This is a genomic window from Marinobacter xiaoshiensis (genome assembly GCF_031631795.1).
GTDB lineage: Bacteria > Pseudomonadota > Gammaproteobacteria > Pseudomonadales > Oleiphilaceae > Marinobacter > Marinobacter xiaoshiensis.
On sequence record NZ_JAVMBO010000007.1, the window covers coordinates 387,848 to 409,385 of the forward strand.

The 21,538-nt window shown below is 54.8% G+C and carries 23 protein-coding genes; 21 read left to right on the plus strand and 2 right to left on the minus strand.

What is annotated here, in order from left to right; translation table 11 throughout:
• The first annotated feature begins 162 nt into the window (after positions 1-162).
• From cheY to RKA07_RS05630, 12 genes are all read left to right on the plus strand, one after another.
• Positions 163-546: a chemotaxis response regulator CheY gene (cheY, locus tag RKA07_RS05575; protein ID WP_008173086.1), complete on the plus strand. Its 384-nt coding sequence runs from the start codon at positions 163-165 to the stop codon at positions 544-546.
• A gap of 20 nt (positions 547-566) precedes the next feature.
• The gene (locus tag RKA07_RS05580; protein WP_200201147.1) at positions 567-1,352 is read left to right on the plus strand and encodes a protein phosphatase CheZ; all 786 of its coding nucleotides are present in this window, start codon (positions 567-569) and stop codon (positions 1,350-1,352) included.
• A gap of 17 nt (positions 1,353-1,369) precedes the next feature.
• Positions 1,370-3,433, plus strand: coding sequence for a chemotaxis protein CheA (locus RKA07_RS05585; RefSeq protein ID WP_310965818.1), 2,064 nt, complete (start codon positions 1,370-1,372; stop codon positions 3,431-3,433).
• A 57-nt stretch (positions 3,434-3,490) separates the two neighbouring features.
• The gene (locus RKA07_RS05590; RefSeq protein WP_310965819.1) at positions 3,491-4,633 is read left to right on the plus strand and encodes a protein-glutamate methylesterase/protein-glutamine glutaminase; all 1,143 of its coding nucleotides are present in this window, start codon (positions 3,491-3,493) and stop codon (positions 4,631-4,633) included.
• A complete protein-coding gene (locus RKA07_RS05595; protein WP_200201144.1) occupies positions 4,633-5,373 on the plus strand; it encodes a flagellar motor protein in 741 nt (246 codons plus the stop codon). The genes RKA07_RS05590 and RKA07_RS05595 overlap by 1 nt, the downstream gene beginning before the upstream one ends.
• 18 nt (positions 5,374-5,391) lie before the next feature.
• A complete protein-coding gene (motD, locus tag RKA07_RS05600) occupies positions 5,392-6,183 on the plus strand; it encodes a flagellar motor protein MotD (protein WP_200201143.1) in 792 nt (263 codons plus the stop codon).
• Between the two features lie 167 nt (positions 6,184-6,350).
• Positions 6,351-7,148 carry a ParA family protein gene (locus tag RKA07_RS05605; RefSeq protein WP_310965820.1) on the plus strand — a complete coding sequence of 266 codons (798 nt, stop codon included), beginning with the start codon at positions 6,351-6,353 and terminating at the stop codon, positions 7,146-7,148.
• On the plus strand, positions 7,141-7,893 hold the full coding sequence (locus RKA07_RS05610) for a chemotaxis protein CheW (protein ID WP_200201141.1): 753 nt from the start codon (positions 7,141-7,143) through the stop codon (positions 7,891-7,893). The genes RKA07_RS05605 and RKA07_RS05610 overlap by 8 nt, the downstream gene beginning before the upstream one ends.
• Before the next feature lie 154 nt (positions 7,894-8,047).
• Positions 8,048-8,536, plus strand: a complete 489-nt coding sequence (locus tag RKA07_RS05615) for a chemotaxis protein CheW (RefSeq protein ID WP_200201140.1) — start codon at positions 8,048-8,050, stop codon at positions 8,534-8,536.
• Positions 8,537-8,603: 67 nt separating this feature from the next.
• A complete protein-coding gene (locus RKA07_RS05620) occupies positions 8,604-8,996 on the plus strand; it encodes a DUF2802 domain-containing protein (protein WP_200201139.1) in 393 nt (130 codons plus the stop codon).
• A gap of 26 nt (positions 8,997-9,022) precedes the next feature.
• Positions 9,023-11,305: an ATPase, T2SS/T4P/T4SS family gene (locus tag RKA07_RS05625; protein ID WP_200201138.1), complete on the plus strand. Its 2,283-nt coding sequence runs from the start codon at positions 9,023-9,025 to the stop codon at positions 11,303-11,305.
• Positions 11,302-12,405 carry an ATP-binding protein gene (locus tag RKA07_RS05630; protein WP_200201137.1) on the plus strand — a complete coding sequence of 368 codons (1,104 nt, stop codon included), beginning with the start codon at positions 11,302-11,304 and terminating at the stop codon, positions 12,403-12,405. Before RKA07_RS05625 ends, RKA07_RS05630 begins: the two co-directional genes overlap by 4 nt.
• Here RKA07_RS05630 and RKA07_RS05635 read toward each other — a convergent pair.
• Positions 12,391-12,708 carry an EscU/YscU/HrcU family type III secretion system export apparatus switch protein gene (locus tag RKA07_RS05635; protein ID WP_310965821.1) on the minus strand — a complete coding sequence of 106 codons (318 nt, stop codon included), beginning with the start codon at positions 12,706-12,708 and terminating at the stop codon, positions 12,391-12,393. The two genes, RKA07_RS05630 and RKA07_RS05635, sit on opposite strands and share 15 nt — an antisense overlap.
• Positions 12,705-14,054: a flagellar hook-length control protein FliK gene (gene fliK / locus RKA07_RS05640; protein WP_310965822.1), complete on the minus strand. Its 1,350-nt coding sequence runs from the start codon at positions 14,052-14,054 to the stop codon at positions 12,705-12,707. Before fliK ends, RKA07_RS05635 begins: the two co-directional genes overlap by 4 nt.
• Positions 14,055-14,178: 124 nt before the next feature.
• Here fliK and ccmA point away from each other — a divergent pair, with 124 nt between their 5' ends.
• The 9 genes from ccmA to ccmI all read left to right on the plus strand — a co-directional run bounded on the left by ccmA (position 14,179) and on the right by ccmI (position 21,492).
• Entirely contained in the window at positions 14,179-14,841 is a 663-nt protein-coding gene (gene ccmA / locus RKA07_RS05645) for a cytochrome c biogenesis heme-transporting ATPase CcmA (protein ID WP_227714567.1), read from the plus strand.
• Positions 14,831-15,556 carry a heme exporter protein CcmB gene (ccmB, locus tag RKA07_RS05650; protein ID WP_310965823.1) on the plus strand — a complete coding sequence of 242 codons (726 nt, stop codon included), beginning with the start codon at positions 14,831-14,833 and terminating at the stop codon, positions 15,554-15,556. The genes ccmA and ccmB overlap by 11 nt, the downstream gene beginning before the upstream one ends.
• Positions 15,557-15,588: 32 nt before the next feature.
• On the plus strand, positions 15,589-16,332 hold the full coding sequence (gene ccmC, locus RKA07_RS05655; RefSeq protein ID WP_200369212.1) for a heme ABC transporter permease CcmC: 744 nt from the start codon (positions 15,589-15,591) through the stop codon (positions 16,330-16,332).
• A 3-nt stretch (positions 16,333-16,335) separates the two neighbouring features.
• Complete coding sequence (gene ccmD, locus RKA07_RS05660; protein ID WP_200369213.1) at positions 16,336-16,575, plus strand: heme exporter protein CcmD; 240 nt, start codon at positions 16,336-16,338, stop codon at positions 16,573-16,575.
• Between the two features lie 15 nt (positions 16,576-16,590).
• Positions 16,591-17,064 carry a cytochrome c maturation protein CcmE gene (gene ccmE / locus RKA07_RS05665; RefSeq protein ID WP_200369214.1) on the plus strand — a complete coding sequence of 158 codons (474 nt, stop codon included), beginning with the start codon at positions 16,591-16,593 and terminating at the stop codon, positions 17,062-17,064.
• A 39-nt stretch (positions 17,065-17,103) separates the two neighbouring features.
• Positions 17,104-19,116, plus strand: coding sequence for a heme lyase CcmF/NrfE family subunit (locus RKA07_RS05670; protein WP_200369215.1), 2,013 nt, complete (start codon positions 17,104-17,106; stop codon positions 19,114-19,116).
• On the plus strand, positions 19,113-19,649 hold the full coding sequence (locus tag RKA07_RS05675; RefSeq protein WP_310965824.1) for a DsbE family thiol:disulfide interchange protein: 537 nt from the start codon (positions 19,113-19,115) through the stop codon (positions 19,647-19,649). The genes RKA07_RS05670 and RKA07_RS05675 overlap by 4 nt, the downstream gene beginning before the upstream one ends.
• On the plus strand, positions 19,649-20,128 hold the full coding sequence (locus RKA07_RS05680) for a cytochrome c-type biogenesis protein (RefSeq protein ID WP_200201128.1): 480 nt from the start codon (positions 19,649-19,651) through the stop codon (positions 20,126-20,128). The genes RKA07_RS05675 and RKA07_RS05680 overlap by 1 nt, the downstream gene beginning before the upstream one ends.
• A gap of 77 nt (positions 20,129-20,205) precedes the next feature.
• Positions 20,206-21,492: a c-type cytochrome biogenesis protein CcmI gene (ccmI, locus tag RKA07_RS05685; protein ID WP_310965825.1), complete on the plus strand. Its 1,287-nt coding sequence runs from the start codon at positions 20,206-20,208 to the stop codon at positions 21,490-21,492.
• Positions 21,493-21,538: the final 46 nt, after the last annotated feature.

Here is a 21,538-nt window from a genome sequence, read left to right on the forward strand (position 1 = left end):
GCGTGGCTTGAGACTTCAGGGTTCTGATGAAGTGTAGTATTTGGTAACCGATGCTTTACAAGCGCGATAAAGATCAGACAATACATGGTTAAATCAGCGGCCTGCTACACTTTAAGCGCAAAGGTCAAAACGAATTCCGGGTCTTAATAACTGGAGGTCCCTTTGGACAAAAATATGAAAATTCTCATTGTGGATGATTTCTCCACAATGCGACGGATCATCAAAAACCTGCTCCGTGATCTTGGCTTCACCAACACCGATGAAGCGGACGACGGAAATACAGCTTTGCCTATGTTGAAAAGCGGTAAGTACGACTTCCTTGTGACAGATTGGAACATGCCGGGAATGTCTGGCTTTGATCTGTTGAAGGCAGTGCGGGCAGATGAAAACCTGAAAACCCTTCCTGTTTTGATGGTTACCGCCGAAGCCAAGCGCGACCAGATTGTTGCAGCGGCTCAGGCTGGCGTGAATGGGTACGTAGTAAAACCGTTCACTGCTGCCGTTCTAAAAGAAAAAATCGAGAAGATTTTTGAACGAATTCAGTAACCGGAAATTGGATGGGGCGTATGAGCGATAAAAAAAAGATCCATCGGGATCTTGAGCCAGAAGTGACCGAAAAGCTCCGGCACCAGGCAGCAGAGCTCGCCCAAAGTGTGGAAGGCGGCGATTATGCCCGAGCGATGAACCTGATTAATGAGTTAAGCGAAGTCAGGGATCAGAGCCTTTATCGTGAAGTTGGCCGTTTGACACGAACGCTTCATGAGGCAATCCGCAACTTCCAGATTGATCCGCGCAGCCAGGAACAAAAAGAGGTGCTGTCTTTGATGACAGACGCATCCGACAGACTGGCGTACGTTGTTCAAATGACAGGTCAGGCTGCCAATCGCACTATGGACCTGGTTGAAGAGAGCATGCCTCTCGCTCAGACACTCCGTGAAGAAGCCTCGTCATTGAGCGAAGAATGGCAGCGGTTGCGGCGCCGGGAAATGCAGCCGGCTGAGTTTCGTGAACTTTATGGCCGTATAGATACCTTTTTTCTTAGCGTTACCAATGATGCGGACACACTTTACAGCAGTCTTTCCGAAATTCTGCTGGCGCAGGATTTTCAGGATCTGACGGGCCAGGTAATACAGCGGGTGACGGCTTTGGTGAAGGAGGTTGAGGAACAGATGCTCAGCCTGGTGGTTATGGCGAGCCACGTTGATCAGCTTACCGGCACAGTACACCAGATTGAAAATCAGGAAGTCTCCGCCGAACAGGGCGTAGGGCCGCAAATGAAGGCTGAAGAACGCGAAGATGTAGTCTCGGGACAAAATGACGTAGACGATCTGTTATCCAGTCTCGGTTTCTGAACAGAAGAGGTTAGCCCATGGCGTTTGATGCCGATGATGAGATCCTGCAAGACTTCCTGGTAGAGGCCGGGGAGATTCTTGAGAAGCTGTCGGAACAGCTTGTTGATCTTGAGCAACATCCAGACGACAGTGATCTGCTCAACGCCATATTTCGTGGATTCCATACCGTAAAGGGTGGTGCAGGCTTTTTGCAGCTTGACGCTTTGGTTAACTGCTGCCACTCCGCCGAGAACGTGTTCGATATACTGCGCAACCATAAACGCGCGGTGGATTCCGAGCTGATGGACGTTGTGCTGGAAGCTTTGGATCATGTGAATGCCATGTTCGAGCAAGTGCGTAACAGGGAAGAGCTGACGCCTGCGCCGGACGAACTGATTGCGGCACTGGATGCTCTTGCACTGCCCCAGGTTGCTGGCGAGCCGGTGAGCAACCAGTCTGTAGACGTTCCTGCTGCCCCTGAAAGCGATCAGGATGGTGGCGATATTACCGATGAAGAGTTTGAACAATTACTGGATGCGTTGCATGGCGATGCTCCCGTAACGGGCGCCTCCGATAGCTCCGCCCCCGACCAATCCCCAGCCAACAGCAGCGGCTCAGCTGACGAAATTACAGATGATGAGTTTGAAGCCCTGCTTGATGAGCTGCATGGCAAAGGCAAGTTTGCCGCGAAACCACCCGCAGATGATGCCCAGACGACAGGTGGTGCCGGCCCTGAAAAGGGCGGTGATGGTGAGCTGATCACTGACGACGAATTTGAAAAACTGCTCGACGAGCTGCATGGCAAAGGTGGCAGCCCAACCACCGGTGGCTCCGGACCAGCGCCAGCGAAGTCGCCGCAGCCGAAAGCCGAGCCTGCGAAAGTTGTGCCTGAAAAAGCGCCAGCCAGTAAACCGGCCCCTCCCAGAGAGCCGGCTCCAGTGGCAGAAACCACTGTGCGTGTCGATACCAAACGCCTCGATGACATCATGAACATGGTGGGCGAGTTGGTACTGGTGCGAAACCGGCTCCAGAGACTTGGCTCCGACAGTGAAGACGAGCACATGCACAAGGCGGTATCAAGCCTTGATGTAGTGACCACAGATCTGCAGGCTGCAGTCATGCAAACTCGCATGCAGCCGATCAAGAAAGTATTCGGCCGCTTCCCGCGGGTTGTTCGCGATCTCGCCCGGGGCATGAAGAAAGAAGTGAATCTGGTGATGATTGGCGAAGACACCGATCTCGACAAAAACCTTGTTGAGGCCCTATCGGATCCCCTTGTTCACCTGGTGCGAAATTCTGTTGACCACGGTATCGAAACGCCAGATGTGCGTGAAAAGGCTGGCAAGCCCCGGCAGGGCACCGTCACCCTCTCTGCCGAGCAGGAAGGGGATCATATCCTCCTGTCTATCGATGATGATGGTGCAGGTATGGACCCGGAAGTGCTGCGCCGCAAAGCCGTGGAGAAAGGGATTTACGATCAGGACGCTGCCGATCGCCTCACGGATACAGAGTGTTTCAACCTGATTTTTGCCGCCGGGTTTTCGACGAAAGAGCAGATTTCTGATGTGTCCGGCCGCGGTGTGGGCATGGATGTGGTGAAAACCAAAATAAATCAGCTCAACGGTCAGCTCAGCATTGTTTCTGCCTTGGGCAAGGGTTCTCGCATCATCATCAAGGTGCCCCTGACTTTGGCGATTATGCCCACCTTGATGATCAAGCTTGGTGATCAGTCTTTTGCTCTGCCGCTGGTGAATGTGGTGGAGATATTCCATTTGAATCTGACACGTACCAATGTAGTAGATGGCCGTGAGTGCATTGTTGTGCGGGACAAGGTGTTCCCGCTTTTCCATATAAAGCGCTGGCTGGTGAAAGGGTCTAATGCCGTAACAGGTCCCGAAAGTGGGCATGTTGTGATCGTTGCCATGGGCACCAGTAAGGTTGGGTTTGTTGTTGACCAGCTCGTCGGTCAGGAAGAGGTGGTTATCAAACCTCTCGGACGAGGATTGCAAGGCACACCGGGTATGGCAGGAGCAACAATTACCGGTGATGGTCGTATCGCGCTGATTATTGATGTTCCCAGCTTGCTGCAGCATTACAGCTGATTTTTTTACGCGCAGCTCAAAGCTTTATGGAATAAAGCATTTTGGTAGGAGAAACGGATGACAGTTTCTGTCCTGGTCGTTGACGACTCAGGTTTCTTTCGCAAGCGATTAGCAGAGATTCTCACATCGTCGGGCCAGATCCGTGTGGTAGGTGTGGCAGCCAACGGCCGGGAAGGTGTTGAACTGGCGGAATCTCTGCGCCCGGATGTAATTACCATGGATTACGAAATGCCGATTATGGATGGTATTTCGGCTGTGCGGGAAATCATGAAGAAGCATCCAATACCGGTGCTTATGTTTTCCTCGCTCACCTACGAAGGCGCCCGAATCACTCTGGACGCACTGGAAGCCGGGGCGGTAGATTTCCTGCCCAAAAACTTCGAGGAAATCGCGCGGGATGGCAGCCAGTTGCAAAAAATCCTGATTGATCGCGTGCTCGATGTTGCTCGCAGTCGACCTGCCAGCCGGGCGCAGCCAACTTCACCTTCTCCCAGAACAGCCCCACAACCCACGCCTATAGCACCGGCCAGGACCGCAGCGCCGGGTCGCTCTGTGGCGCCCGCTCGCCAGGCGGCTCAGCCTCTGCAGGATGAAACGCCCAAGCGAACGTCACGGAAAAGCCCGGCACGGCACTTTTCCGTTGTGGCTATTGGCACCTCAACCGGCGGGCCAGTAGCTCTTCAGCGAGTACTTGCGGCCTTGCCGGCGAGTTTTCCCTCACCGATCGTGCTGGTGCAGCACATGCCAGCGAGCTTTACGCCGGCTTTTGCTGAGCGTCTTAACAAATTGTGCAAAATTGAAGTCCGGCAAGCAGAAGATGGCGATATCCTTCGCCCTGGCTTGGCACTGCTTGCCCCTGGCGGTAAGCAGATGATGGTCGAAAATCGCGGAGGGCAACCTCGGGTGCGCATACTGCCAGGGGACGAGCGACTGAATTACCGCCCCTGTGTGGACGTTACCTTTGGTTCTCTTGCCCGTGCATTTCCCGGCAAAACCCTCGGCGTCATCCTGACGGGAATGGGATCAGACGGCAAAGAAGGGTGCCGAATGATGAAACAAAGTGGCTCGCCCATCTGGTCCCAGGATGAAAAATCGTCGGTGATTTACGGTATGCCCATGGCAGTTGCCAAAGCTGGCCTGAGTGACGAGATCCTGTCACTGGATGAAATAGGGCCAAGATTGCTTGAGGGCGTTTGCTGATGGATATACTCAGCCTGCTCGGTGTCGTTCTGGCTTTTGCCGCTATTCTTGGCGGCAACCTGCTTGAAGGCGGAGCACTGAGCTCACTGTTTAATGGGCCGGCGGCCATCATTGTGATTGGCGGAACCCTGGCTGCGACCATCCTCCAGACTTCCTGGCCGGTACTGAAACGGGCTGCCGCACAGGCGCGGTGGGTGTTTGTTCCTCCATTTATCAGCATTGAAGACGGGATTGGCAAGGTAATCGATTGGAGCGTAAAGGCCAGGAAGCAAGGCCTTCTGGGGCTTGAAGGGTTGGCGGAGAATGAGCCGGAATCCTTTGCGCGCAAAGGCCTTCAGTTACTGGTGGATGGTGCAGAAACCGAAACAATTCGCAGCATCATGGAAATAGATCTGGATTGCCGTGAGCAGCGAAATCTTGAGTCCGCTCGAGTGTTTGAGGCTATGGGAGGCTATTCACCGACCATTGGCATTATTGGCGCTGTTATGGGGCTGATCCAGGTGATGACCAACCTTGAAGACCCAGCATCCCTCGGCAGCGGAATTGCCACCGCCTTTGTGGCAACCATCTACGGTGTGGCGCTGGCCAACCTGCTGTTTTTCCCGGTAGCCAATAAACTGCGTGGGCTGGTCAAGGAACGTTCACGATACGAAGACATGATGATTGATGGTCTTATTGCCATCGCAGAGGGTGAGAACCCCAAATCCATTGAATTGCGGCTGCGGGGCTTTCTGCAGTAAGCAAAACCGGTTTCTATTATGCGGCGTCGCAGGCAACCTCAGGATGACTTGCACAACAAGGAACGTTGGCTGATTTCCTATGCGGATTTCATAACCCTGTTGTTTGCTTTTTTTGTGGTGATGTACTCGGTCTCATCGGTAAATGAGGGCAAGTACAAGGTACTCTCAGAGACATTTACAGGCGTTTTTAACGCTCCTCAGCGCTCCTTTCAGCCCATTGAAATTGGTGACCAGCCTCCACGCCCGGAAGTTCAGCCCTCGGAGGCTGTAATTCCCCCGGCGGTAACAGAGGCCCCCAGAAACTCAGAGCAGGATACACAGGCCCGCACAGAGGCTTTGCGCACCATGGCAGATCAGTTGGCTATGGAGTTTGACGAATTGATCGATCGTGGGGTGGTTACCCTTGAAACCAACGATCGGTGGCTTTCGCTTAATTTGCCGGATAGCCTGCTTTTCGGTAGTGGTGATGCGGAGCCCCACTATGATGCATTTGATGTGATGGACAAAGTTGCGCGGGTTCTCAGGAACCGGGACAACGCAGTGAAGGTTGAGGGCTTCACCGATAATCAACCCATTCGCACCCCGCGTTTCCCTTCGAACTGGGAACTATCTGCGGCGCGTGCGGCGGCGGTTGTCCGCATGTTAAGCATGGAAGGTATCGAGCCTGAACGACTGGCTGCGATTGGTTACGGGGAGTATCAGCCTTTGGCTCGAAATGACACCGAGGAAGGCCGTCGTCGTAATCGACGGGTAGTGCTGCTTATTTCCCGTGATGCCAGCATCCGGGGCGTTATGCGCCAGGGTATTTAAACTCGATTACTGTCTGGCACGGTTTCTGTATATCTCCACCCGAATACATTCAGGCGGCAACCGGCTGCCGGCATGCAACTCATTCAAGTTACATGAAAACTGGCCGATAAACCGGGATACATCTCGGTTTTCAGTTGATCGCAACACAGTCGTTTTGGAGTGAAAACGTGCGAATCTGGGCAATAGCCAATCAGAAGGGTGGCGTGGGTAAAACCACCTCGGTAGTCGCTTTAGGCGGCTTGCTGGCGGAGCGTGGCAAGCGCGTTCTGATGGTTGACCTTGACCCTCATGGTTCGCTGACCAGTTGGTTCGGGTACGATCCGGATACCATCGCCCACAGTCTTTTCGATCTGTTTCAGCATCAGGGCAAGGTGCCTGAGGGGCTTCCCGCTCAGCTTATTACAGAAACCAGTTGCCCCGGGTTGGATCTTTTGCCCGCAAGTACCGCGCTGGCGACCCTGGAGCGCCGAATGGTGGGCGCCGAAGGTATGGGGCTGGTTGTTTCCCGGGCGCTTACCCAGCTGTGGGACGATTATGATTACGTTCTTCTGGATAACACGCCTTCTCTCGGCGTGCTGATGGTCAATGCACTGGCAGCGGCACAGCACCTGATTATTCCTGTACAAACCGAGTACCTGGCCATCAAAGGTCTTGAGAGGATGTTGCATACGCTGCAGATGATCATGCGCTCCCAGAAGAATCAACTGCCTTACACGATTGTGCCCACCATGTTCGATCGCCGCACCCAGGCCTCAATGCAAAGCCTTAACCTGCTGCGTAAAACCTACCAGGACAACCTTTGGCGCTTTGCTGTGCCCGTCGATACAAAATTCCGCGACGCCAGTCAGACCGGCATAATTCCCTCAAAGCTGGAAGCCCAGACACATGGCGTTCGGGCGTACCGGCATTTACTGGACGATTTGCTGGCCAAGACAGGCGCGCAGAAGGAGCGTCAGCATGGCTGACGAGAAATTGACAAAGCTCGCCGATCCAGCCAGCGCGATTGCCAGTTATCTGGACGAACTGCTGCACACAGCTACGAACACTGCGCGGCATGAAGAGCTGGCTGAGCCAAAACCAGCCGTAAAAGCCCCAGTCAAAAAGCGGGTGATAGCGCCTGAGCCAGCGCCCGTTCTGGCACCGGCACCCTTGGTGGCGTCACAACCGGTGCAGGTTCGGGAAACTGCCCCAGCGGTGGCCTCCACGCCAGAACGTGCGCCAGGGAAAGAAGTACCAGTAGCACGCCCGGATTGGTCAGAGCGCCCATTCGAGTGCCTGATCTTCACAGTGGCCGGGTTGCAACTCGCGGTGCCTTTGGTGCTATTGGGTGCTATATATCAGATTGAAGAGAGTATTCGGCCCATTCCCGGTAGCCCCCGTTGGTACATGGGCATTCGTATGGGTGCCCATCAGAATCTCAGGGTTGTGGACACGGCTGAGTGGATTATGGCCGGGCGAGTGCCTGCGAATGCCCGGGATAATTATCGTTTTGTTATTCGCCTGGATAACAGCGAATGGGGTTTGGCATGCGATAATGTAGCCCAGTCATTCACTCTGAGCCCGGATGATGTGCGCTGGCGCACGGCCCGCAGCAAGCGGCCCTGGTTGGCTGGCACAGTAATTGAGCAGATGTGTGCTCTGGTTGATGTCCGTACCATGGCGGATTTGTTGGTGCGTGCGGAGCGAGAGCAGCATCTTGATCTGAGTTGACGACCTTGATATGAGTTGACGACTCTTCCGGTTACCGAACGAAACCTTGCCGTACTGGCACGGTTTGTGCCCTTAACTATAGTATTGGGCACTGATGATGTTTTTTTGACGATCAGGCTGCCCGCCCGGGTAAGCCGAACAGGAGAAACTGGTTATGGCATCCCCGAGCGGACCGCAAAAACAGGCCAAAGACGATCAGGTACTGCAGTATGTGACCTTCCGGCTGGATAACGAGACCTATGGTCTGGATGTTATGCAGATTCAGGAAGTACTGAGATACACGGAGATTGCGCCGGTGCCAGGCGCTCCGGACTATGTGCTCGGTATTATCAACCTGCGGGGCAACGTGGTGACAGTCATCGACACCCGTCGCCGTTTCGGATTGGCAGATGCAGAAATGACAGACGCCACCCGAATAGTAGTGATGGAATCTGCCGACCAGGTGATGGGTATTCTGGTGGATTCAGTGGCCGAGGTTGTGTACCTGAAAGCCAGTGAAATTGAGACTGCACCGAACGTGGGTAATGATGAAAGTGCCAGATTTATCCAGGGTGTATGTAATAAGGGTGGTGAACTGATCATATTGGTCGAGTTCGACAAAATGCTGTCAGACCACGAATGGGCAGAGATCGCAGGGCTGTAAACCGGCGCACTACCGGCCAGACCTGATGATGGATGCCTCAAGTGGCTAATAACCGGAGACGTCCATCATGTTTACTGAAATTCCTTCCTATCTTCCCTGGGCGCTGACTGCTGTAGCGATTTCACTGGTTTTTGCTCAGGGCGTTATGCTTGGGCGCCAGAACCGGCAGCTGAAAGCCACACTCAAGGAGCGCTGCGATATCCTCGGCAGAGAGTTGCATGCTACTGCCAGTGGCAGCATGGGTGTGGGGCAGCGCCTTGTGGCCTGTGAACGGCAATTGCATGAGCTGCGAATAACCATGGATGAGATGCGCCAGAACGACCCTCTGAGAATATCTTACGATGAGGCTTCACGGCTGGTTGATCTTGGTGCCGATATCGACGATCTTATGAACACATGCGGAATATCCCGTCCCGAGGCCGAACTGGTATCAGCACTGAAAAAACGTCAGGCGGCCTGAAACCAAGCTGTTACGGACGCTTTTGAATGAACAAAGTCTATTCAAGGGGCCGAGAGGCCCTTCTTGCCGTTTCCCGCACTGATTTTGTTACCGGCTCGGATCTGATCCCCTCTATAACCGGGCACTCCATTCCCCGCCATGAAACCGTTGCTCATATCCTGTCTATCATGCCCGAGGTTATGCCTGCGGACACTGTTATGCATGTGGGTGGCGGTTCCGGCTACCTTGCTGCTGTGCTGTCACGCCTTGCTCATCGTGTTATTTATATCGAAAAAAATCCGAGCGTTGCAGAAGCTGCGAGAGACCGGTTTTTCCGGCTGGGCATGAATAATGTGGATGTTCTCGCCCAATCGGCCGAGAGCGAACTGGATCTCGATCAACCCTGCAATCTTGTGTTGTGCACCACCTTTATGAGCGAGCACGACACTTTGAAGCAATACCTGTGCGAAGGCGGCAATCTCATTTGCCTTGAGGGTAAGGCCGGGCCGGTGCCAAGTATGGCCATGTATGTGAAGCGCGCCGATAAGCTGGAGCGGGTTCGCACTCTGGGCTGGGTAGACTTTAATCGTAACTCGGAACAGATTCTTATCGATCTGGGTATGGTGGATGAGTGCATTCTGACTAAGGCCAAAGCCCAGGCGGCGACAGAAAACTGCCGCGTTCTGGATGTCTTGCGCCGCACCTTGAATATTGAGGAACGCGAGCTCTATCGCTCTCTGGCTCAGCAGCGGGGAATGGTTTTTGCTGAGGCTGATGCGCTTTTGCCCGCTTTGAAAGATGAACTGTTCCAGCGCTTCTCTCGCACCTTCCTCGACTTGTCCCGGATTATCCCGGTGGCCCAGACAAACGAAAAGGTGACGTTTGTTACCGATGATCCGGATGCACGCACTGATCAATTGGAGCGCATGAGCCCGGATCACACCATAGAATGCTGGTTGGTTACGCCCACCGATTTCCGGCGGATTTGGTCAGCATTGGACCTGTCGGCTAAAGGTAACCGGTTTGCCGCCGACCAGGCAGTGTTGTCCACCACAGGTGCGGGTAGTGGTAACAAGCGTGATACTTCGCTGGGTCAGGAAACCGGTACCGATCATGTCAGCCCCTATCTGGTGTCGGTGTACGAGGCGATTCTACTGGATGCCGTCAGTGAAAAAGCCAGTGATATTCATATTGAACAGTACGGTGAGCGGGTAAGGATTCGTTTGCGGGTAGACGGCGACCTGAGAGATTTGGGCCAGTACCAGATTACACCCCGTGAGCTCAAAGGTGTCATTAACGTCATCAAATTGCGGGCTGAACTCAATATTGCTGAACGCAGGCTCCCCCAGGGCGGACGTTCCCGGTTGCAGTTGGGTGATATGGCCTACGATTTGCGGGTGCAGACTCAGCCCTCATTGCATGGTGAGCATGCGGTTATCCGCTTGTTACCCCAGACCGGCCGCGCCATGACCATTGCCGAATTGGGCATGTCGCCAATGATAGGCTCACATTATGAGCGCCTGCTGGATAACCCAGCGGGTCTGGTTCTGGTGGTTGGCCCTACAGGGTCAGGCAAGTCCACAACGCTTTATGCTGGCCTGCAAACCCTTGCAGACGATGGACGACGTAAGGTGATTACGGTGGAGGACCCCATTGAGTACTCCATCGATAATGTTCAGCAAACCCCGGTTCGAAGCGAAATCGGATTTAACTTTGCGGATGCGATGCGGGCTTTTGTTCGTCAGGATCCCGATATCATCATGGTTGGAGAGATCCGCGATAAAGAAACCGCTCTGGAAGCCATTCGCGCATCCCAAACTGGCCACGTGGTGCTTTCTACGTTGCACAGTAATGATGCGGTGGATTCCCTGCAGCGATTGTACGATTTAGGCATTCATCCGAACTCCATCGCCGGTGAATTGTTGGCGGTCATTGCCCAGCGCCTTGCCAAACGCATCTGCAAACATTGCCGTCGGCCAGCGACACCAGACCCGGTTATTCTTGAGGAAGTCTTTCCCAACGGCGCACCGGATGATTTTCGTTGTTTTGAAGGTGCCGGCTGCGACAAGTGTGGGGGGCGCGGCACCCGGGGCAGGGTGGCCATCGTGGAGTATATGGAGGTGGATTCGGATATCCGCAATGCCATATCCAGCCAGCCACCCATTGGCGAATTGCGTTGGCGGGCGCTGGATTCCGGCCTGGTGACCATGCGCGACAGTGCATTGGACCATGTTATTGAGGGTGTCATTCCCATGTCAGAGCTGCCACGCATTCTGCCCCAGGAGCGTATGGCGCCGGAAGTCCGTGGCGGTCGCAGGAGTACGTTATGAGCGCAGCTAATCAGCAGAAGAAAGCCGCGCAACGGGTGCCGGCCGAAGTGGTTTTTCACGACGAGCTGGAGCGCATAGCTGCCATGGATCTTGGGCCCATACCGCCAGGTTGGCGTATGTCGCCGAGGGCGGTTGAGAAGTTTGTGCTGGGCGATGAAAGCCTGGGCATTGAGTGCAAGTTTGTGGCGGATCGCGCCATGGTTACCCGTATCATCATTTCCTTGTGCACTAACCGGGGCTGTTTGCTGGTTGGCGAGCCGGGTACGGCCAAGTCCTGGCTTTCTGAATTGCTCACGGCGGCCATTTCAGGGGATTCTACTCTGGCTTTACAAGGTGGAGCGATCACTCAGGTTGGGCAGCTTCTGTATAGTTGGAACGACGCCATCCTCGCGACCAAAGGCCCTTGTTTCGAGGCGCTGGTGCCGAGCCCGCTAATGCGCGCCATGATGGAAGGTCGGTTGGTACGGTTTGAGGAAATCGCCCGTTGCCCGCAGTCGCTGCAAGATGCGCTGTTGTCGGTTTTGTCCGACCGGATTGTTGTCATTCCAGAAATTCCCGGAGACGATGGTGTGATACTGGCCCGGGATGGGTTTAACCTGATAGCTACCTCTAACAGCGTTGATGCTGGCGTGAATGAGATGAGTGCTGCTCTCAAGCGCAGGCTGGATTTTGAGGAAATCCGGCCAATCAGGAATCTGCCGGATGAAATAGGCATTGTTCTGAGGGAGGTGAATAAAGCCAACAAGCGGGCGGGGATCAACGTGGACCTGGACCAGGCTGTTATTGAGGTGCTGGTTACTATGTTTCACGAGCTTCGCAATGGCCAAACCATGGATGGCAGGAGTACGGATCGCCTGGCGGGCGCAGCACTTTCAACCGCTGAAGCGGTGTCAGTTGCTCACGCGGCAAGCCTGAATGCCTGGTATTACGGCGGCGGAAACATGACGGTAGAGCAACTGATGCATCACATCATCGGTTCGGCACTTAAGGATCATCCGGACGACCGCCGGCGCCTCAAGCACTACTTCGAGACAGCTATTGCACCCCGTAAGGGTGAGGTTTGGGCTCAGGTCTGGGCTCTGCGCTCACTCATCCATTGATGCCTCAGAGTTGTCCCGGCCGGCATCTTCGGGCGTGCGGCCGCGTATGTGAAAGGCAAAGGCAAGAATTTCTGCAATAACCCGGTAAAGATTCTCGGGGATTTCGTCATTCAGAGACAGGCGCGCGAGAATGCCGGCTAACTCGGCGTTTTCATAAAGGGGTACGTTGTTCTCTCTGGCTATCCTGATAATTTCATCGGCCAGTTCGTAAGTGCCTGTGGCCGTGATGGTGGGGGCTTTTTCGCCGTCGTATTTCAGTGCAACGGCGGCGCTGGCTGATTGGCCCTGATTTTTCTCTTTCATGCTCGGGTATCCACCAGTCTGTGTTCCAGCTTGGTTGTCGGGTACGAAGGGCTGCCACGACGGCATTCCAGATCGGTCACTTCCAGCCCCAGTTCCACAAGGCTGCGCCTCAGAAGCGGCAATTCTTCGTTCACCTGCTTTAGCGTTTCCTGTTTTTCTGCCCAAACCCGGGCGCTCACCTCATGCTGCCGCAGGGAAACTTCAAAGTTAAGCGCCCCGGCCAGCTCCAGATCAATGGCAAGATTCAGGCGCCATTCGCTGATGGCAGCGCGTTTTTCGTTACGGCCCTTGGCTGAAGACTCTTCCTTGTACTGTTCCAGGCGCAATTGTGCCAGCTTGGGCTCGTTCTGGGGCGTTACCCAGGGTAAGTCCATAAGCAGGGTAGAGGTGGGTGCGGGCGTGTCACCGCCGCCCCGGGCTGTCAGGATTTGGCTGTGGAGCTGGTTAACTGTAATCCGGTTCAGCATGCCCGCTAACATGCGCAAAGTCTGGCCCACGGATGTGGGCTCGGAACTCGCTGCTGGTACCACGGCCTGCGGGAATTGCAGCGGCGCCTGAGCCAGGCTCGGGCTTGCCAAGGGCATAAGACGGTTGAAGGAGGTTGCGGGATTGCCGCCTTGCTCTGCCAGCAGGCTCGTGATCATTCGTCCTATGGCAAGCTTGAGATCGGGCAGTGCGGGCGAGGGTGTTTGGGTCAGGCGGGATTCTGCAAACAGCCCACTCTCGGCTATCCATTGCCGGATTTGCTGTACGCTGTTGTTCTGATTGCCAGCACCGGGTGCCAGGGTGTTGCTTGCAGGCAGTCTTGCAAGGAGCGTTTCAATAGCCAGGCGCGCCGCTTCCGGCAGAGGCTGCAGGCCTCGGGCTGTGGGCAGTTGTCCTGGCTTCAGTTCAGGCACCAAACCCCGGTTCAGGGCAGTCATCAGTTTTGCCAGACCGCTGTCCAGGCTTTGCTGCCAAAGCATCCGTTGCGCCAGAGCCTTGGTAATGGCGGCTTCCGGGGTTGCTGCCAGTTTGCCCATTAATTGCAGCTCGTTACCGGCCCGCATCACTTTTACCCAATCCCCTGGCGTTAGTTCCGTTGCACCAATGGCCGCATTAACCTGTAACGGCTTGCCTCGTACCTCCAGCATCACTTCGGCACTGCCGCTGCCCTGGCGGTTAATGACTTCTGCCACCCGAGCCAGTATGGTCTCCCGGTTTGCGAGCTGAATCTGATCCAGTTGCTGTCGGGCAGACAGCGCTATGGTTTCCCGGCCTGGCTGCGAGGCTTCATTGGTTTGCGTCGGCCTGGGTGTTGCCGGTGCCGGAGGGGTTGGGGACTGTTGGCCGCTGGGTAGTTTCATCGCTGCTGACTTGATACCAGACAAGAGTAATCTGTTAGCGCTTTCGTTATAATACGCCGCGCTGGCAACTATTGTCGTGAATACACCCGATGCAATGATGCATCGTCCTGATTACGGGGCCCTGATGTCCGAGCCGTTACCCTTGATTCCCGAACCACTACTACAGGCTGTTAACCTGCAGTGTGAGCGGGACAAGCGGATACTTTTCCGTGAGTTATCCTTTTCCATACTGCCCGGTACTGTAACCCGTGTCGAGGGTCCAAATGGCTCTGGTAAAACAACCCTGCTAAGAATTCTGGCTGGCCTGAATGATGCCTGGACAGGTGATTTAAGGTGGTGTGGGGCGCCGGTGGCAAACCATCGCGAAGAGTTTCTCCGCAACATGCTGTATCTCGGGCATCGTCCGGGTATCAAGCCTTTGCTTACTCCTCTGGAAAACTTACGTGCATTAATGGCAGGTCGCAGGCCTGTGTCTGATTCGGCATTAAGCCAGGCCCTGCAAGGCACTGGTCTCGCTGGGTATGAAAACGTACCCTGCCGTAATTTGTCTGCCGGCCAGCAGCGCCGAGTTGCACTGGCCCGGCTGTTAATTGCCGATGAACCCCTATGGCTTCTTGATGAGGTGTTTACCGCCATTGATTCGGACGGTGTGGCAGCTATTGAAGGCCTTTTGCAACAGCGAGCTGCGGAAGGGGGTGCCGTGTTGGTGACTACTCACCATGAATTGGCGCTGCCGGGTATGCACAGGCTGTTGCTTGGCAAGGGAGGCATGACCGATGAACGCTGAAGCCCGCCCCACAGTGCAGCTGGCCAGTAGCAGTGTTAGTGCTCTGGCTGCCATGAAAGGTGTGTTTGCCCGGGATATGAAGGTGGCATTTCGGCAACGTCAGGATCTGCTTAACCCTCTACTATTTTTTATTATGGTTGTTACGCTATTTCCTCTTGGTGTTAGCCCGGAGGTGTCATTCCTCAGCCAAGCGGGCGCCGGTATACTGTGGGTGGCAGCCCTGCTTTCTGTGTTGCTGTCACTGGATCATCTGTTTCGTCATGATTTTGATGATGGCACACTGGAACAGCTTGTGCTTCAGCCCCAGCCGCTGTTTCTTCTTGTTTTGGCTAAAACCATGGCGCACTGGATGCTGACAGGCTTGCCCTTGGTCATTTTAGCGCCCGTTCTTGGTGTTATGGTTCATCTCGACGGGAACTCTATTGCTGTTTTGTGTCTAACGCTGCTGATTGGTACGCCGGTACTGAGTTTGATTGGCGCTATTGGTGCTGCGTTAACGCTGGGGTTGCGGTCGGCAGGTGTGCTCTTGTCCCTGTTGATCATTCCGCTGTACATTCCGGTGCTGATATTCGGCACAGGCACAGTTGCGGCAGCAGCTGAGGGTGCGGCTGTCGGAGCATACCTGGCTTTGATGGGTGCTTTCCTGATGTTGGCGCTGACACTGGCGCCGTTTGCAGCAGCAGCAGCGCTGAAAATCAGCATGTCGAACGGGTAAAACAAGGTAAACGGTAGGACGGTGACCATCTGATGTGGCAATTTTTTCACAAACTGGGTTCCCCAAAATGGTTTTTCGGGATATCCACCCGGTTCATGCCCTGGCTGTTGGCTGGCGGCCTACTGCTGTTAATGGCAGGCGTGGTTTGGGGGCTGGCATTTGCGCCCAAGGATTATCTTCAGGGTAATAGTTACCGCATCATTTTCATCCATGTGCCGACCGCATTTATGGCGCAATCGATCTACATAATGATGGCGTCTGCAGCCCTTGTAACTCTGGTTTGGCGCATGAAGCTTGCCGATGTGTTCGTCAAGGCGGTTGCTCCGGTGGGGCTGGTGCTGACCTTTCTGGCGCTCTTTACCGGAGCAGTCTGGGGCAAACCAACCTGGGGCACCTGGTGGATCTGGGATGCCCGGCTTACCTCCATGTTGATTCTCCTTTTCCTGTATGGCGGTGTTATTGCACTGGATCGAGCTATCAATGATGAAAAATCGGCAGCCCGTGCGGTCGCTGTGCTTGTGCTGGTAGGGGTAGTGAATATCCCCATTATCAAATACTCCGTAGACTGGTGGAATACACTGCACCAGCCCGCGACGTTCAAGCTCACAGAAAAGCCGTCCATGCCGGCGGAAATGTGGGTGCCGCTTCTGCTATCAGTGCTGGGCCTGTACCTGATTTTCGGCTGGCTCGCCTGTGTTCGTATGCAGACGGAAATTTTGTCCCGGGAGCAACGCACCCGGTGGGTGAAAGAATTCGTATTGAAAGGACGGGGCTGAGCCATGGCATTTGATTCTTTTTCTGCCTTTATCTCTATGGAGGGCCACGGCCCATATGTATGGGCCTGTTACGCTGTATTTTTCGTGCTGATGGCGGTGATGATGGTCGGCTCGGTGCGAAGCAGGACGGCTGTTATTGAATCCTGCCGTCGTGGTTATGAGTTTCAGGCCGACAAGGGTAAAGTGGCCACGGCTTCGACATCTTCTGCGTCCTTCGCGCGCGTAAACGTTTCCCAAGACTGACTGACAGGTATGTAAATGCACCCGATCCGTAAAAAACGGCTGACCATTGTACTGTTTCTGCTGGCAGGACTATCCGTTGCAGTGGCGCTGACAACCTATGCGTTGCGTCAGAACATCAACTTGTTCTACGACCCAAGCCAGATCTCTGCGGGTGAGGCCCCTGTTGATGTGCGAATCCGCGCAGGCGGCATGGTTGAAGAGGGTTCGGTTGTGCGGGACCCGGAAAGCCTGAAGGTGGAGTTTCTGGTCACCGATTACAGCGCTTCTGTTCCGGTGGAGTACGTCGGAATTCTGCCTGACCTGTTCGCAGAGGGGCAGGGCATCGTCGCCATGGGCAGGCTCAACGCCGAGGGCCGTTTTGTGGCGGATCAGGTTCTGGCCAAGCATGATGAAAACTACATGCCTCCGGAAGTTGCCGGAGCCCTGGAAAAGGCTTCAAATGCGGAGGCCAAGTCGGCGGCTGAAAGTACCAAACCGGCAACCTACTAAACACCCTACAACCAATAGCCTGATTCCTGGAGAGCTTTGATGTATCCCGAACTCGGACAGCTTGCACTGATACTGGCGCTGATTCTGGCAGTGCTTCTGTCGGTTGTACCCCTGGTTGGCTCACTCACTGGCCGGGACAGCCTTCAGGCCTTTGCCAGGCCGCTGACCACCGGCATGTTTGTGTTTGTCGGGCTGGCGTTTGTGGTGCTGACCCATGCCTTCCTGACGGATGACTTCTCCGTGGCCTACGTGGCCAACAACAGCAACAGTATGCTGCCCTGGTATTACAAATTCAGCGCAGTGTGGGGTGGCCATGAAGGCTCACTGCTCCTGTGGATATTGATGCTGACCGGCTGGACCATGGCTGTTGCCATTTTCAGTCGCCGTTTGCCGGCGGTGATGATCTCCCAGGTATTATCCGTGCTCGGCATGGTGAGTGTTGGCTTCCTGCTCTTTATCGTCGTGACTTCGAACCCCTTTGATCGCTTGCTCCCCAACGTGCCGGCTGATGGTGCAGACTTGAACCCCTTGTTGCAGGACTTCGGTCTGATCGTGCACCCGCCCATGTTGTACATGGGCTACGTTGGCTTTGCGGTCGCTTTTGCATTCGCCATTGCGGCATTGATTAACGGTCGTCTGGATGCCGCATGGGCCAGATGGTCCCGGCCCTGGACAACCGTTGCCTGGGCTTTCCTTTCTATTGGTATCGCGCTCGGAAGCTGGTGGGCTTACTACGAGCTTGGCTGGGGCGGTTGGTGGTTCTGGGATCCGGTCGAAAACGCTTCCCTGTTGCCATGGTTGTCGGGTACCGCACTGATGCACTCGTTGGCAGTGACCGAAAAACGCGGTGTTTTCAAAAGCTGGACAGTACTGCTAGCCATTGTGACCTTCTCACTTAGCCTGCTGGGTACATTTCTGGTTCGGTCTGGCGTGCTTACCTCGGTGCATGCATTTGCATCTGACCCGGAGCGCGGCACCTTTTTGTTGGCATTGCTGGCACTAACCATCCTGGCCAGCCTGATGCTCTATGCGTTCCGGGCGCCGGTGGTTCATGTGCGCTCCCGTTACGGCTCTCTGTCGCGGGAAATATTCCTGTTGCTGAATAACGTACTGTTGGTTGCTGCAACCTTGCTGGTGGCAGTTGGCACACTTTACCCACTGGTTCTGGACTTCTTTGAACTGGGCAAGATTTCTATTGGTGAACCGTTCTTCAATCTGACGTTCAGCCCGCTGGCTGTGGCGACAGGCCTTCTGCTTGGCGTTGGCACCTTTTCCCGCTGGAAGAAAACCGATGCCGGTTGGCTCGCGCGCAAACTCTTGTGGCCGTTGGCGGTCAGTGTGTTGCTTAGTACGGCGGTCATGATCGTGTATGGCGGATTCAAGCCCTGGGCGTTCCTTGGCGTATTTACAGCCGTATGGGTAACCACTGCAACTTTCTGGGATCTTTGGGACAAGTCTTCATCGAAAAAGGGGCGAATTCATGGTCTCAAACGGCAGTCCCGCAGTTACTACGGCATGGTACTGGGTCACCTGGGCCTCGCTCTCACCATGGCAGGCGCAACGGTGGTGTCGAACTATGGTATTGAGCGCGATGTGCGCATGGTGCCGGGAGATGTGGCTGAGGTTGGGGATTACCAATTCCTGTTTGTGGATATAGGTGAGCGCCGTGGACGGAATTTTACTGCGCAATACGGTACGTTCGAGATCATGCTGGATGGCAAGCGTATTGCTGAACTGCACCCTGAAAAGCGCCAGTACGCGGTTGGCATGAGCGTTATGACAGAAGCGGATATCGATGCCGGTCTGTTCCGGGATATATTTGTGGCTGTCGGTGAACGTATTTCAGACAACGCCTGGGCTATTCGCCTGCAGTATAAGCCGTTGATCCGCTGGCTCTGGCTTGGCGCTTTGTTTATGGCCGCAGGTGGTTTCCTGGCCATCTCGGATCGCCGTTACCGGATACGCGAACGGGCGACTGAAAGCCGAGCGTCCTCTGCACCATCGTCGCCAGCGCAGCCGGGCTCTCAGGGCGCAGCCGGAGCGGTTTCATGAAACGGTTTTTACTGTTCCTGCCGTTGCTGGTAGCCATCATAGTGGGTGCATTCCTGTTTGCCGGTATCGGTAAAGATCCCACCAAGCTGGATTCCGCCCTGGTTGGAAAGCCGGTTCCGGTATTCAGTCTCAAAAGCCTCAAGCAACCTGAGGCGACCCTTGATGAGAGCCTGTTCCAGGGTGAGGTTACCCTGCTGAATGTGTGGGGTACCTGGTGCCCTGCATGCCGGGACGAGCATGCTGATCTGATGTGGTTGGCGCAGGAAAGGAAGGTTCGAATTATCGGCTTGAACTACAAAGACAACAGAGATGACGCTTTGGTCTGGCTGGACAGGTTGGGCGATCCATACCGTACAGTGATCTATGACCCAAAAGGCACTCTGGGTTTTGATCTAGGTGTTTATGGCGCGCCAGAAACCTTTGTTATTGATGCATCCGGTGTTGTGCGTTATCGCCATGTAGGTGTGGTCAACGTCGAGGTGTGGGAACAGATCCTGTTGCCAGTGATTACTAAAGCGCGGGGGAATGGCTGATGCTCCGTATTATGTGTTTCCTGCTGGCTATTCTTGCATCCGGCATAACCTCTGCAGATGTTTCTGCTGTGTATGGTTTTGACAGCCGCAGTGAAGAGCAACGCTACCAGAATTTGATTGCAGAACTGCGCTGCCCCAAATGCCAGAACCAGAACATTGCGGATTCAAATTCCCCCATTTCCAAGGATATGAGAAATGCGGTTTATCAAATGATGCAGGAGGGGGCCAGCAATGATGAAATTGTTGAGTCTCTGGTAGGCCGCTTTGGTGAGTTTGTGAAATACAAGCCCGATCTGGACAGTCGAACCTTCGTTCTCTGGGCAACGCCTGCAATAGCCGTTTTGGGTGGTTTGCTGGTGGTAGCCGGGGTGGTTGTTCGTTCTCGTCGGGCGGGCACAGCAGCGCCAGCACTCAGTGCAGACGAGCAGGCCCGCATTGAAAAAATGCTTGCGGAAAAAAATCGTAACGGCAAGGCCTGAATAGCACTTAGTTCAAACGCCTGGCTTCGTAGCTGTACGCACCGTTTTATTCATTTTGAACCTGTGATGATATTTCCATGACCCAAACTTTCTGGATTGCCGCAACGGTACTGATCATTCTTGCCCTGGCATTTGTAATCTACCCAGTGATGTTCCACCGCCGGGGCGACCGGCAGCAGACGGATCTCAGAAACCAGAACCTGATGGCATATCGCAGCCGCATGGCTGAGTTGGAAAAAGAGCATCAAGCTGGAATTATTGACGAGGAAACATACCAGCAATTGCGCGATGAACTTGCCGGAGCCATGTTGGATGATGTGCCTGAGAACGAAGCTCCGGCAAAAAGTATTCCCGGTCGCAAGGCCGCGATGGCAGTGGGTTTGGTTTCAATACTCCTGATCCCCGCAGCCACGGTTGTACTTTATGACGAGTGGGGCGCTCTGGACAGCGTGGAAGCGTATATAGCCATGCAGGAATTGGGTGGTTCAGACGAAGCCCGAGCAGCGCAGATGGACACGCTCACAGAACAGTTGCGTGAGCGGTTGGAAGCAAGCCCCGACAACCCGGACGGATGGGCTATGTTGGGCCAAACCTATATGCGCCTGGAGCGCTATGAAGATGCTGCCTGGGCATTCCGGCAGCTGGCGGATAGTGTGAAGTCGGATGATGGATCCCGGGCAGTTGCTCTGGGGCTGTCTGCGCAAGCACTGTTTTTCCGCAGTCAGGGTGCCATGACCGATAAGGTCACCGCCACAATTGAAGAAGCAAGGTCACTGAACCCCGACGAAGTTAATTCCTTGGGCTTACTGGGTATTCACTCCTTCAGTCAGGGCGACTATCGGGAAGCTATCCAATATTGGGAACGCATTCAGGCAGTCGCACCAGACCACCCGCAGTTGGGCGCCATTCAGGGTGGCATTAAAGAAGCTTACACTCGCCTTGGGGAGCAGCCGCCAGCACAGGAACCGGCTTTTGCTGCAGCGGATGATAGCGCTCAGGGTATGGGCGTAACTGTGAGCGTAAGCCTCGATGAAGCATTCAGGCAGGATATTCCTGAAGACACTACCTTGTTTATTTTTGCCCGTGCAGCGAATGTTCAAAGCGGCCCCCCGCTGGCCGTTGTCAGGTTGACCGCAAGCGCTTTGCCCGTTGATATCCGGTTGGATGACCGATATGCGATGACGCCGGAGACAGTGATCTCAGGTGTGGAAGAAGTGGCTGTAACGGCGCGCCTGACACGTTCTGGCAGCATCAACGCACAAGCAGGTGACTGGCAGGGCAGTACTGATACACCCATTACGGTTACCAGAGAGCAGGGCGCACCGGTATCCATAGTGATCAATAAGCAGTTGACCGGAAGTTAGCCGGAACTTCTCCCGCCGAGCCGGCAGGTACCGGCCCGGTGAGTGT